7 protein-coding genes are annotated in these 14,648 nt (G+C 51.5%); 2 read left to right on the forward strand and 5 right to left on the reverse strand.

Going from position 1 to position 14,648, the window contains the following annotated elements; translation table 11 throughout:
* Positions 1-18: 18 nt before the first annotated feature.
* Positions 19-2,007 (forward strand): 4-alpha-glucanotransferase, encoded by a 1,989-nt coding sequence (locus tag L21SP2_RS00105; RefSeq protein WP_024266402.1) that lies wholly within the window; start codon positions 19-21, stop codon positions 2,005-2,007.
* 252 nt (positions 2,008-2,259) lie between these two features.
* Positions 2,260-5,817 (forward strand): alpha-amylase family glycosyl hydrolase, encoded by a 3,558-nt coding sequence (locus tag L21SP2_RS00110; protein ID WP_024266403.1) that lies wholly within the window; start codon positions 2,260-2,262, stop codon positions 5,815-5,817.
* Positions 5,818-5,872: 55 nt separating this feature from the next.
* On the opposite strand, the gene L21SP2_RS00115 is transcribed toward L21SP2_RS00110, so the two are convergent.
* The 5 genes from L21SP2_RS00115 to L21SP2_RS00135 are packed head-to-tail and all read right to left on the reverse strand — an operon-like array spanning position 5,873 to position 14,626.
* Positions 5,873-7,549 carry a SpoIIE family protein phosphatase gene (locus L21SP2_RS00115; RefSeq protein WP_024266404.1) on the reverse strand — a complete coding sequence of 559 codons (1,677 nt, stop codon included), beginning with the start codon at positions 7,547-7,549 and terminating at the stop codon, positions 5,873-5,875.
* Positions 7,550-7,571: 22 nt separating this feature from the next.
* A complete protein-coding gene (locus tag L21SP2_RS00120) occupies positions 7,572-9,017 on the reverse strand; it encodes a TolC family protein (RefSeq protein ID WP_169730396.1) in 1,446 nt (481 codons plus the stop codon).
* Positions 9,018-9,045: 28 nt separating this feature from the next.
* Positions 9,046-10,203, reverse strand: a complete 1,158-nt coding sequence (locus tag L21SP2_RS00125) for a hypothetical protein (protein ID WP_024266406.1) — start codon at positions 10,201-10,203, stop codon at positions 9,046-9,048.
* Positions 10,200-13,343, reverse strand: a complete 3,144-nt coding sequence (locus L21SP2_RS00130; RefSeq protein WP_024266407.1) for an efflux RND transporter permease subunit — start codon at positions 13,341-13,343, stop codon at positions 10,200-10,202. Before L21SP2_RS00130 ends, L21SP2_RS00125 begins: the two co-directional genes overlap by 4 nt.
* Entirely contained in the window at positions 13,340-14,626 is a 1,287-nt protein-coding gene (locus L21SP2_RS00135) for an efflux RND transporter periplasmic adaptor subunit (RefSeq protein WP_024266408.1), read from the reverse strand. Before L21SP2_RS00135 ends, L21SP2_RS00130 begins: the two co-directional genes overlap by 4 nt.
* Positions 14,627-14,648: the final 22 nt, after the last annotated feature.

Genomic DNA, 14,648 nt, shown 5'->3' on the forward strand with positions numbered 1-14,648 from the left:
AATGTTACCGAGGTAAATATGAATTTTTCCGGCTTTACCCGTTATAAAACGGGGATACTTGTCCCAGTTTTCTCCTTGAAAACCGCCAAATCCCAGGGGAGCGGCGATTTTCTCGATCTTCTTGAACTGGGGAAATGGTGTAAAAAAAGTGATCTGGATCTCATCCAGCTTCTTCCGGTGAACGATACCGGGGGAGATCCTTCTCCATACAGTGCATTGAGTGCATATGCCCTCCATCCGGTGTTTATCAGACTTAATACGGTTCCAGAGTACAATACCCTGGGAGATACTGCGAAAGCCGGGGTCGATAAGGGACTGAAGAAACTCAAGAGTTACGAAAAGCAGGAGCGGCTGGCATACCACGAAGTTCTGGAGAAAAAGCTTGAACTGCTGCATCTGATGTTTGCAGATCATAAGGAGTCCATTCTCAAGGACGGCGAACTGCAGAAATGGATCGGGGATAATCCCTGGGTGCAGGAATATGCCGTATTCAGAAGCATTAAGCAGCGGAATGAATTCCGTTCATGGCAGGAATGGCCGGAATATCAGGAAGTGACTCCGGAACAGATCGCCAGGCTCTGGTCTACGGACGATCTGTTCGATTCAACGCGCTTTTATGCCTGGGTTCAATACCGTCTGGAGGAGCAGTTTCTCGAAGCAGCCCGGGGTCTTGAAAAAATGGGGATCACCCTGAAGGGAGATATCCCCATTCTCATGAACGAGGACAGTGCAGATGTATGGGCCCACCGGGATATTTTTCAGCTTGAATCCAGGGCCGGCGCCCCGCCGGATATGTTTGCCGAACTGGGGCAGAACTGGGGATTTCCCGTGTATAACTGGGAAAATCTTGAGCAGAGAGATTACGACTGGTGGAAAATCAGGCTGAAGCAGGCGGACAAGTTTTATGAAGCCTACCGTATAGACCATGTTCTCGGCTTTTTCAGAATATGGACCGTGCCGGCCAGCCAGAAAGAAGGAATTCTTGGGTATTTCTCCCCTTCACGGCATATGCACCGTCACGACCTCCACAGCATCGGGTTCGACGACGGACGGATTAAGTGGCTTGCCCAGCCCCATATACGGGGACATCAGATTCAAAATGCCTTTGGCACCAAGTCACTGGAGGTGATCGCCCGCTGTTTCACCAAACTGGGAAATGAAGATCTGTATCTGTTCAAGGATGATATTTCCGGTGAAAAAGATATTTTATCCCAACCCTTCGATAACCATGTTATTCATCTCCTTCTGGAAATGTACCGGGACCGGGCATTAATTCAGGTGGGTGATGATGAGTTCTCCCCGGCCTGGACATTCCGATCATGCAGCAGATATCAGGATTTATTTGATAATGAAAAGCATGCCTTTGAAGAACTGGTCAGCAGAAAAGGCTGGGAAAGCGAACAGCTGTGGGAAAAACACGGAGAAAAACTTCTGGGTTTTATGCGGAATACAGTGGGAATGCTTACCTGTGCCGAGGACCTGGGGGTTGTACCCGATTGTGTGCCCAGAGTTCTTGAACGGTTGAGTATTCTTGGGCTGAAGGTTCCCCGCTGGGCCCGCCGCTGGGGTGAACCGGGAGATCCGTACATCCCCCATACCCAGTATCCATTCAATTCGGTGTGTGCGCCTTCCGTACATGACACATCAACCCTGAGGGAGTGGTGGGAATTTGAAGACGGCAAGGAAGAGTTCTGGATGAGTCTTGGACTGGAAGGTCCCTGTCCCCAGGATTACAGCAGCAACACTGCCGAAATGGTTATCAGGCGTCTTCTGGATACCTCCAGCGCCATTGCGGTGTTCCAGCTCCAGGATCTGTTCGCCATTTCCGATGATTACCGGGCTGATGATTCCCGGAATGAGCGCATAAATATTCCCGGAACGGTACAGGAGAGGAACTGGTCCTACCGAATTCCCATGAAACTGGAAAGTCTGGGAAAAGATACTGCGTTTTTGAAAAAAGTCTCCGATATGGTGGCTTCACGACGGAGCAGACCCCTGCCGGAATAACTCCGCACCGGAAGCGCATAAGCACACCCATCCCCAAAGCGACAAGTCCCCGGCATACCGCCGGGGATTTGCCGGATTTAAGGCAAATCCGTACCCGAAGATTGAAAAATCTAGGATACAATAAAGAATGAGGCGGGAAGCAATTCAAACTTGTGCCGAGCCTCAGCCATAAGATAAAATTTTTCCAGCGGCTGTGACCATCTGCCGGAGTCTCATGCGGATCGGTGGATTTCACGGCAAAGGAGAGCGCTCATGTCCGGTCTTAGAGAATTTCACATCAGAAAAGAAATTCGCGATACGCTATCTTTCGATGAAGGACTGTATTCATCCAGAGGTACGGCTGTGTTTGCGAATCTTCAGGGCGCAAGACGGTTTCACCGCAAGCTGATAGAGCATCTTTCTGACAGCGGAGAAAGTCTCCGTGCGGAAGATCTCTACGCCATGGGGCTGATTGACGAAGCCTTTCATGTGGTTCTTTTTCAGTACCGGAAAGATATCAGCTCCAATCTGATGTCCAGAATGTATGAGTATCTCTCCGGTGAAATAGGCAGAAACAGACTGGAAACCACTCTGGAAATGTTTCTTACCCGGTTTCCCACCCGCAGCATATATACCCGGGAAACGAACCCGACCCAGTATTTGAATTCAATGCATGATGGAGAAACCGGTACGGAAATTGCTCTGGAAGAACTGTTTCTTCTCTATCTGAGCAATGCGAACCCTGGCTATGCCGACGGAGAGCTTCTCATAAACGACCATGATCTCAATGAGCACAGCTCATACAGTGCAATTATCCAGGGAATCAGAAATTTTCTCTCAAAAGAGGCCGCCTACGGCCCTGATGCCCAGGACCTGTTTACCATGCTCCGTTCTCCGGCAAAGCTATTTCCCCAATCGCTTCAGCAGCAGCTTGAGTATATCCGGGACCGATGGGGATATCTTCTGGGTGACCTGTTTATGAAACTGCTCAGGGGAATAGATTTTCTGAAAGAGGTGAACAGCTTTTTCACCAACCAGGGTCTCCAGCCTGGAGCCGGCGGTTTCATGGATCCCTACAGTTTTGACGGAATGGAAGACTATGAGCGGTTCTCCGACGATTCGGAGTGGATGCCCAAGGTGGTTCTGCTGGCAAAGAGCACCCTGGTATGGCTGAGCCAGCTGAGCAGCTATTATTCCCGGGATATCAACCGGCTGGATCAGATTCCCGATGAGGAACTGGACAGGATAGCTTCCCGGGGGTTTAACGCTCTTTGGCTTATCGGCCTGTGGGAGCGGAGCGATGCGTCCCGGAAAATAAAGCATCAATGCGGAAATCCCGAGGCGGCTGCATCGGCCTACGCCCTGTATAATTCTGAAATCGCCGGAAATGTGGGAGGCTGGGATGCACTGAAACAGCTTCGGGACCGATGTGCACGCAGGGGCATCCGTCTTGCCTCGGATATGGTGCCCAATCATACGGGTATTGACAGCCAATGGATGCAGGAGCATCCGGACTGGTATCTTCAGCTTGATCATCCTCCCTACCCCAGTTACAGCTTCACCGGGGAGAACCTGTCATCCCGTGACGGTGTGGGAATTTACCTGGAAGACCATTACTACGATCAGAGTGACGCAGCCGTGGTCTTCAAGAGAATCGACTTCAATACTGGTCATACCCGTTACATTTATCACGGGAATGACGGTACCCACATGCCCTGGAACGATACCGCCCAGCTCAATTACCTCAAGGAAGAGGTGCGGGAAGCGGTAATCCAAACAATTCTCCATGTTGCAAGAAATTTCCCCATTATCCGCTTCGATGCCGCCATGACTCTGGCAAAGAAGCATATTCACCGCCTATGGTTTCCCGAGCCGGGAAGCGGAGGGGATATCGCCACCAGAGCCGAGTTCGGTATGACCTGGAGTCAGTTCAACGAACTGATGCCCCGGGAATTCTGGCGGGATGTTGTTGACAGGGTAAACCGGGAAGTCCCCGACACCCTTCTTCTGGCAGAAGCCTTCTGGATGATGGAGGGATATTTTGTCCGTACTCTGGGAATGCATCGGGTGTACAACTCCGCATTCATGAACATGCTGAAAAACGAAGAAAACGACAAGTATCGGAAAACCATTAAAAACACCATCGAATTCGATAAGGATATTCTCAAACGCTTTGTGAACTTCATGAATAATCCGGACGAAGATACCGCAGTCGCCCAGTTCGGAGACGGCGATAAATACTTCGGTGTGTGCACCATGATGGTGACCATGCCGGGACTTCCCATGTTCGGACACGGACAGGTTGAAGGGTTCACCGAGAAATACGGTATGGAGTATCAGCGTGCATATTACGATGAAACGCCAAGGGACGATCTTCTCCGGCGTCATGAACAGGAAATATTTCCCCTGATGAAAAAACGCTACCTGTTTTCCGGTGTTGAACACTTTTTTCTTTTCGATTTCAAGGATCACGGTAATATTAACGATAATGTTTTCGCATACAGCAATGCCAACGATCTCGAACGTGCGCTGGTGTTTTACAACAACGCATACGGCAGCAGCTCAGGGTATATCAATGAAACATCACCCTATGTTGAGAAGAGCATTGGTGGGCGAAAGGAAACCCTGCAGAAAACCCTGGGAGATGCATTGCGTCTGAGTAGGAACGAAGATTCCTGGTGCCTTTTCAGGGAATCCGGCAGCGGTCTCTGGTATATCAGGCATTCCCTGGACATCCATGAAAACGGCTTTCATCTCCATCTGAACGGATATGAAACCAGGGTATATCTGGATATTCATGAGGTCCGGGATAACGAATACGGACATTACCGGCAATTGCACGACAGACTTCAGGGAGAAGGTGTAAAGGATATCGGAACGGCCATCCGGCAGATCCTTCTCAAGCCGGTGTATGATGCCTTCATTTCCGTATTTTCTCCGGATTTTGTTGATAAATTTGTGGACTACCTGGGGACAAGCGGAAAAACAGCTGTGAGTTTGCATGAACAATTTGTGAAATCTTTCACCGGCTTTGTGAAAACCGTTGAAGAATACACCGTCGATCCAGACTTTACTGACAACTCCATACGGACATTTTCACAGGTTATCCACAACATTCACAGGGCATTTGAAATCCGGTCCGAATCCTCCGGCAACAAAGCCATGGCATATCTACTGGGACCGGTAAAAGAGAATCGTGAATTGAAGAAGCTCCTTCTTGGATTCATAATTCTCCACAGTATCGGAGACTATGACGATGAATGGATGCTGGAAGGAAGAATTCATGAGGTGCTGGGCTTCGCTCCGGACCTTCAGAAAACATTCAGCTGGCTCAGCAGCTATTCTCAGTGGAGCGGCGAAGGCGATGCCATTGCCGCATCGGATCTGAAAAGAGCGCTGGACTACCAGGTGGTGCTCAGGGCAATCGGAACCAATTACTTTAACGGTGTTCACTGGTTCAACCGGGAATCCTTCGAAGATTTTGCGTGGTGGTCCGCCGTGTATCAGATTATCCTCAGCGAGGGTCCTGACGAAGAGCTGATGAAGAAAAGCTATACACGATCACAGAAATGGCTGAAGGCCATGGAGGAAAGCGGGTATGAGCTGGAGAAGCTGAAAGATCTGCTGCCATCACCCAAGTCCCCGAAGAAGACGCAGAAAGCGAAGTCATCCAAGCCGCAGAAATCCTCGTCCGATAACGGGTCGAAAAAGGCGCCAAATGAAGCATCAAAAAAAGCATCAAAAAAAGGACCGAAACAAACACCGCAGAAAACGTCAAAAACTGATACCGGAAAAAGCAGGAAAACCTCAAAGGGCTCCGGGAGCACGTAACCCCGGCCCGGTTATCTATCTGCGGGACGCCATGTGTGGAAAGGTATGAGGAGCTTCAGAATACCAGCTCCATGAGGGTAATATCATCTTCGAAATATTCGGTGTTTGAAAGAGCTTCGATTTGGGTAATGATCTGCTGGATATCCTCATCCGGGTTTCCCCGGGTGAGGGTCAGTAATTTAATGAACTCCTCCACACCCAGGATGCGGCCGTTGTTTCTCCGTATTTCAAACAGACCGTCGCTGAACAGAAAGAGTCTGTCCCCTGCTTCGATTTTCTGACTCTGCACGGTATACGTGCTATCTTCCAAGGCTCCGATGATGATATCTCTGCTGGCAAGCTCAATATTTTTCTGGCTGCTCTCCCCGCTGCCGTTGTTCAAAAGGATGGCGGGCGGTGCGCCGGCGCTGGCATAATGGAGCATTTTTTCCTGAATGTTGTACACTCCGTACCAGATGGTAAAGAAGTTGGGATTTTCATCTTCAATCTGAAAATGTACATTCAGTCCTTCCAGCACTGACCCGGGGTTGGAAAAATCAACACCCGGCAGACTTCCGGTGCTCAGCAACTGGGAGATGCTGATGGCCAGAAGAGCCGAACGTATTCCGTGTCCGCTGGCATCAAGAATGAACATGCACAGTCTGCTCTCATCCAGCCAGAAATGGTTTACAAAATCTCCCCCCAGTTGGGCGGAAGGCTGAAAATAAACGGAAGAGAGAATTGAACCCTGAAGGGAGGAGGGGAGCTGGCTCTTTATATAGCTGGCAGCTTCATTCAACTCTCTGGCTAGATTATCCTGACTCTCCAGAAGGGCCCGTGTGTACTGCTGACGCTCCAGCTGAAGACTCCGTTTTTCGATGCATGCATCGATGCGGGCTTTGAGAATTGACGGTTCAAAATCTTTCGGCAGATAATCCTCGGCCCCCATCTTGATGCACTGGGCGATACTGTCTGAATTCTGTACCGCAGACAGCATAATCACCGGAATATCGCTTGTGTCGTCATTCTTTTTCAGTTCCCGGAGAACCTGATACCCTGTCATGTCCGGCATTAATACGTCCAGAATAATAATATCCGGAGTCTGGGTTTTCAGCATTTCCAGTCCGTGTTCACCGGACTCGGCTTCTATAATGCTGTGACCCAGTGCGGAAAGATGGCGGTTGATTAATCTTCGTGAGGCTGCAGAATCATCAACCAGAAGAATTTTCCCGGGGTTTTTGGATTTCTCGCCCTGAAAATCTTCGTCAATATCAAAATCACTGAAATCTGGCAGCGTCTCCTGGCTGTCCCCTCTGGAGGATGTGACCGTAGGGAAGGAATGATCGTCCCGGCCCTGTGCGAACAGCTCCTCCAGCTGAATATCAATTACCTCTTCCTCCACCAACTGGAGCATCTGGTTGGCCACATAGAGAATCTGCTCCCCGTCATGGACGAAGCCGGGATCCTCACGTTTGAACTGCACAATCAGTCTGCGGGTATCGGTGATAATCTGCATGAGAGGAACAAAAAAGGCTTTTTTAATATCCTCGGAACCCGACAGCTCAGAATAATCTGTATCTGTGTCCAGAAAAAAGTTGATGAGTCGACGGACTTTATCCGCCTTGGAGGTTATGCTTTCCAGGCCTCCAATGTAGGAGCCCCTTCCATATTCCAAAGCATCGGTGCGCAGAATCTCCGCATAGCCGATGATATGGTTCAGGTATGTCCGCAGCTCATGCCGCAGCTTTTCCAATCGCTGTATTCCTTGCACCGTGTCATTCTACGTCCTTGCCCGTAAGAAAATCAAGTTCCGCCATGGACGTCTCATACTCAAAGTTATAACTTAATGCTTCCAACCGGGCTCCCAGAAGCAGCAGCCGGCTGCCCTGCAGCTCTTCACGGGTTATCAGCTCATTTTCGAAGCTAACCACCGCATTTTTAAACTGCTCCTCCTGCAGGGCCAGCTTGCTTCGGGCCTCAAGGTAACGGGCTACTGCAAGGTTTATCTGCTGGATAATATTGGAAAGTCTGGCCTCCAATGCATCCAGAGTCAGGCTTTCACCGTTTTGGGCCTGCTGCAGCTGATATCCGGCCTGGGCATAGGAATTGTCGGCCTGCCCCCAGTCCAGTGTAAGCATATCAACACCAATCGAGAGGGTAATACCCAGATCCCAGGTTTCCCTCCAGTTGGGACTGAACGGAATTCGCTGACCGCTGAGTTCAATATCCGCCTGCAGTCCGATATCCGGACGGAAGGGTCTGCCGGCGGCCTGGATATCTTTTTGAACTTCAGCCAGCTGCCGCTGTACTGCAATATTCTGCAGTTCGCTGTTGTTTTCTCTGAGCTGAATGAGAAGCTGTCTCCGCCGCTCTTCAGAAATCTGATTGGAAAGAATCCGGTTATGATATTCTCCGGCGGTTTCGGAGTCGTCTCCGGGTTCTGCGGCTCTCTCCAGTCGGGAGGGTGTGAAAACGGGAGAAAGCCGGGAAGAGGGAATACCGCTGCTGATTTCCAGGCCCAGGCGGGCTGAGGCAAGGGCCTGATCAATCTCGGTCCGACGGGTGATGATGGATGATACATTGCTTCTGGCATCCAGTACCGCCTGCCAGTTAACCAATCCCTGATCGTAGCGAGCCCGGTTGTCCTCAAGCATACCCGAGGCCAGCTCCTGCATCTCCGACACTATGCCGCTGCTTGCACTGAGCATTTTCACCGCCGACCAGCTTTGGCGGACATCCCGGATTATTTCCCGTCGGGTTTCCTGTTCCTGAAGTGAGCTGCTGTGCAGCTGGAGTTCCGCAGCTTTCCGGGCATTCTTCAGCTTATTCCATGTATAAATCGGCTGGCTGATACCCGCAGTGAGACGGAAGAAGCTGTTTTCGGCCCCGGGAACCAATTCTATTTCGCTGTCTGGAACCGGTGCGGGAAACTGGCTCCCGGGCACCGTGGTTGACCCAAGGCTACCTTCTTCAATGCTCACTCCTTCCGGCGGGTTACTCAGATAACTCATGCTTCCCCGGATATTGATGCTGGGGCGCATTGCCGCTGCGGCGCTTTCCAGATCAAGCCGCGCTGAATCCCGTGCAAGAACCTGGTTCTCCACCCTGAGATTGGTTTCCAGACTTGTCTGAATCACCTCCTCCAGGGTTTGGGGAAATACGGAGAAAGAGACGAGAGAGCTGATTAAGAATATGCAGTAAGGTCTGTAAAGCGTTCGCATCAATGTATTATCCTTGTGATAAATATCCTTATGGATACGGATCATATACGGGAAGATCATGCACCGGGTCGGTGGAAGTAACTTCCCGTCCTGATGCCCCTGTCCAGTCGAACTGACGGTCTATTCCGGCGGGATCGTCGGGAGCGCTCCCATCAAAATCCCCGTCTCCGCCAAGGTCCATGCTGAGAGTTCGGATAAATATTGAAGATTCACTTTGATCCGAAGATTCACTCCATTGCACAATAAAACTGTATTGACCCGCCGCATCAGTATAGGTCTGAAGAGTCCGGGTTGTGCCGCCGAAGGATAACTCATCATAGGTGATCTCCACCAGAACCCCGGGATACGGATAGTCAGCACCGCCGTTTGCGGGATCCCGGTTTTCAATGCTTCCTTGAAGCTCAACCTGGAATTCTGACTGGGGTATTCGGCTCACTGTAATGGATGAGGAGATCTCATATTCCTGATCAGAGTCCAGAGAAACTTCAACGGGCTGCCCGCTGTTTTCCCACTCATTGTCGTCAACAGAAACCGTGGCGCTCTCAGTGCTGGAGGTTCCTTCCTCGGCGGCAGTCTCATCGGTCCATGTCACATTATTGAATTCAAACACGCCGATTGTGCCGTCCACTGTGGCGCTCACAGCCACATAATCCTCCGCTTCATCCGGGGTACTGTTCAGGTCGAGAACCAGGCGTACGCCGTTGACCCCTTCGCCGGAACTGTTCACCACCCGGCCTGAAACCAGAGGTGAGGAAAAGGTGGTGCGGTCCAGTTCGATATCTTCCAGAATATTGCTGGTATCAGAGAAGATGCCGCGCTGAGTCAGGATAATGTCTGCATAGTCGGGATGGGTGACTCCCATGTAGATTTCTCCGGAATCCCCTTCCGGGCCGAAGCGCCCCACCAGGCTTTGCCAAATCACTTTGCTGGAGTAGTAGCCGGCTTCTCCGTTGAAATTCGCCGTGGATGTTTTGGTGAAGAATGATTCGTCATCGGGAAGTTCGGGTTCCTTATCGAAGAGGTAGATGGTAACGCCGTTAATCCCTTCCCCTGACTCGCCGTCCTGAACATATCCCTGAATATCTGCGCTGTAAAAGTTACCGCATCCTGCAAGCAGCAACAGCCCGGCTAATGTAAGCGCCGCGGCTGTCAGTTTGATTCTGCCGTTTCGTTTGGGGGTTTTCACGCCTCTGCCTCCCGTCTTTTTAGTCTGTAAGATTCAATTATCCAATATATGGTGGGTATGAGCACCAGGGTAATGAGGGTGGATGTTGTGAGCCCTCCAACCACCGCCTTGGCCATGGGCGCCCGTAACTCCGCACCGGTTCCGTACCCCAGGGCCATGGGAATCAACCCCAGCAGAGTGGTGGTTGTGGTCATCAGAATCGGTTTCAACCGGGTGGTACCGCCGCGAATGATTGCCGACTTGAGATCCAGTCCCTGTGAACGGAGCAGATGAATATAATCGATGAGTACAATGGCATTATTCACAACAATGCCGGTAAGGAGAATCGCCCCGGTGAATGACAGGATATTGAATGTGGTATTGGTGAGAAGCAGGGCGGCAACCAGCCCGAAAATGGAAAAGGGCACGGAGAACATCACGATCAGGGGATTCAGAAAGTCCTCGAACTGGCTGGCCATTACCATGTACACCAGACTCAGGGCCATGATCAGAGCAAACAGCAGGCTTTGGAACGATTCATCCATCTCGCTTGCGGAACCGGCGATTTCCCGGCTGATACCCAGAGGAGCGGGGCCCATATCGTCAAGAATGGCCTCCATATCATCTACCACCCTGTTCAGAGCCCGGGAGCCGTCGGTATTTCCAAGCACTTCCACCACCCGGGTTCTGTCCTGCCGGATAATGCCCTGAGGACCCTGTTCTTCCACAATTTCTATTACATTCTCCAGGGGAATGGGAGTTCCCGCCTGATTCACAAATGTCAGATTTGTCATTTTGTCCAGGCTGTTCCGGTCTTCTTCATTGAGTATGATAACCACATCCAGATCATCGCCGTCTCTGGAAAAGCGGCTAACCGTCTGACCGTTGTATGCGGCACGTACGGTGGCGGCGATCTCCAGAGGGCTCAGACCCAGGCTCACCGCCTGTTCCCGTTTGATGCGGAACTGAAGCTCCGGACGGCCGGTTGAAAAACTGGAGCGGAAATTTCTGGTGCCCTCAACGGCGCCCATCCGGTTCACCAGAATTTCTGCATAATCCTGCATTGATTCCAGGTCGTCTCCAAGCAGCCGCACCACCAGGGGGCTGCCGCCACCGCCGCTTGCCATGCCCGCCAGTGAGCTCATGCCGGTAATGGTCAGGTTGTGTTGTATATCCAGAATTTCCCGCTCTATCCGCCTGTTGATTCTGCGGGTAATTTCCCAGATGTCTTCACTGCGCTCATCCTTGCCCACCAGGGCGATATCAACATTGGCGAAGTTGCTTCCTCCGTCGCCCACCCTGGTTGAGAGGGTTTCAAGATAGTCCCCGGCTTCCTCCCGGATAATGTCCTCAATTCCATATACTTTTTCCGTCGTGAGTGCATAGTCGGAACCCACCCGGGTCTCAATGGAGATCTGAAAGGTTCCCTCGTCGGCTTCGGGAATAAATTCCATACCCAGAAGAAGAATTGAACCGAAACTGAACACCAGCAGCAGAACTGCCGAGATGATGACCGTCCACCGATGATTGAGACTCCAGTTGATCAGGGATTCATAACCTTCATCCAGTTTTTTCAGCCCGTGCTGTATCCATTCACCCAGCTTGTCCAGAACCCGGTTGCCGGTGCGGGTTGTCACATCCGCCAGGGACAGTTCATGAAGCTTGTCCGGATGAAGGCCGGTCAGTTTTTCCACTTTGAGAAAGCGTGAGGACAGCATGGGAATGAGAGCCAGGGCGGTAATCAGGCTCATACCCAGGCTGAAGCTGATGGTGAGACTGAGATCCCGAAACAGGTGCCCTGCAAGCCCCTCAACGAAGAGCATGGGGATAAATACCGCCATGGTGGTGAGGGTTGAAGCGATAATCGCCTTGCTTACCTCTTCGGCTCCTTCGATGGCCGCGTCATGCCGGGAAATCCCCATCAGCTGCTTCCGGTAAATTGACTCCAGGACAACTATGGCGTTATCCACAAACATTCCGATGGCGAGGGTGATCCCCAGAAGGCTGGTAATATTCAGGGTCATGCCGCCGAAATCGATAAGACTGAAGGTTGCGATAACTGAAACAGGGATGGCCATGGAAACGATTACCGTTGAGCGCACATTCCGCAGGAATATGAGAAGTACAATGATGGCAAGAATTCCTCCCTGCCATGCGGTTGTGGCAACTCCGCCGATGCTGCCCCGGACCTGAACCGCCTGATCGCTTTGAACCTCGAAGCGGATGGAGGAGGGCAGAACCCTTCGGATTTCTGAAATCCGCTCAAGGACGGCTTCGTTCACATCCACGGTGTTGAACCCGGACTGTTTCTGGATCGCCAGGTTTACCCCTTCGTTGCCCCGGACATACACGTATTCCTGCTGAGGTTTGTAATCCAGAGAGATTTCGGCAATATCTTTCAGGTAGACCGGGACCTGTCCCTTGTAGCCCACAAGGGTATTTCCGATATCCGTACTGTCTTTGAACTCACCGATGGTCCGGATAATGATGGTGCGTCTGTCGGCGGTGATGGTTCCACCGGGAAGGCTGATGTTTTCGCCTTCAAATGCTCGGATAACCTGGGGAATGGGGATTTCCAGTTTTATCAGGCTTTCCATATCCAGCCGAACCATCATGGCGGCTTCCCGTCCTCCGAAAAAATCGACCTGGGCAACCCCGGGAATTCGTTCCAGCTGGGGAACCACCTCGGATTCAATAAGATCCCGGATATTAATTCCGCTGCTTCCGGTAAAAACGTTGACCCGAAGTGAGGGAAGAGTATTTGAGCTGAACTTGAAAATGAGGGGACGTTCCGTTCCTTGGGGAAAATTCTGGGAAACAGTATTGATTGCCTCCCGTATTTCCGGGAGCATAATATCCAGGTCTGTCCCGGACACAAAACCCACCTGAACCATGGACATGCCTTCATAGGATTCTGATGATATGGATTCCACGCCGTCCAGACCGGCGAAGGCGGACTCTATTCTCCGGCTTACACCGCTTTCCATCTCGTAGGGACCCACCCCGGGATTGGTGGTGAAGACAATGGCGGTGGGCAGGTTCACATCGGGAAATAACTCCTGACCGATCCGGGTCAAAGAGAGAATTCCCAGTACAAAGAATGCGGCGAACACCATGGTAGCTGTAACAGGATGCTTTACCGCCAGTCGGGGAATGCTCATTTCGCATCTCCCCTGCCGATCACCCGCACTTCCTGTTCATCTTCAAGAAATGCATTTCCTTCCACAATAATCTGGTGTTCAAGGCTTAACTCCGAGGTAATGGCGGTTACTCCGCCGTCACTTAAACCGGTTTCCACCTCTCTGCTTCTGGCAATAAAGGTTTCGGGGTCTCCCTCATCGTCAGCTTCCAGGGTGAACAGCACCTGACCGCCTTCACGAAACACCAGCGCTGTATCGGGAACCAGGAGAACATCGTTGATCTCCTCCACAATAAAATCAACACCCACAAACATTCCGGGCTTCAGAAGAGAAGCGGGGTTTTCCACCGCAACATCCACCACAAAAGTTCTGCTTTCAGCCTGAATCACCTCCGCAATGCTGGTAATAAACCCTTCGAAGGGAGGAGAATCGGGGTAGGCAATGGGAGAGACCCGTGCTCGAATGCTGTCTCTCTGCTGCTGGAAAAGCCCGTAATGCTGTTCGGGGATGGTGATTTTGGCATAGATCACATTGTCGCTTACAATAGAAAGAAGAGGATTGCCGGGAGCTGCGGTGTTTCCTGCGTCATTAAAGATTTCCACTACCCGGCCGGCAACCGGGCTTCGGACCTGGGCATAATCAAGCTGAAGACTGGCAAGTTCGTACTGACGCTGTGCGGCACGGGCCTGGGCCCTGGCAACATTTATGTCTTCCTGCCGTGCGCCCTGTTCCATGAGCTGTACGTTCCGGCGTGCATTTTCCAGCTCAGTCTCTGCGGCGGTTACCCGGTTCTCCGCTTCTTCATACTCGGCTCGGGCGATGGTGCCCGACTCAAACAGGTTTTCCGTTCGCTCCAGGTTGTTCCGGGCGGTCTGAAGCTCATTTTCCGCCTGTTCCAGGCTGGCCCGGGCGTTCTGCAGCTCCTCGGGTCGTACACCCTGAACTGACTTTGCAAGGACGGCCTCCGCCGCTTCCCAGTTCGCTCTGGCCTGTTCTGCCTGGAGGCGAACCACATCATCATTCAGACGGACAAGCAGTTGATCCTTTTCCACCCGTTCATTTTCATCCACAAGGATTTCCAGTATTTCTCCGGAAATGAGAGGGGTGACCACCGTGCTTTGTTCCGGTCTGAGGTTGCCGTTATATGAAAGTTCGACCTGAAGATCGCCCATATAGGGTTGCCCCGTTCTGACCGGAGTAGCCTGCACCGGAGGTTCTTCTTCCGTTGCCTGAACTATCAGCTGAACAGCAACAGCCGCCAGAAGTAATCCTATAACTGCCAGAGGTATTAGCTTTTTAATCAATGTTCATCTCCCGGGTACGTTC

It is taken from the genome of Salinispira pacifica (assembly GCF_000507245.1).
In the GTDB taxonomy this organism is placed as follows: domain Bacteria; phylum Spirochaetota; class Spirochaetia; order DSM-27196; family Salinispiraceae; genus Salinispira; species Salinispira pacifica.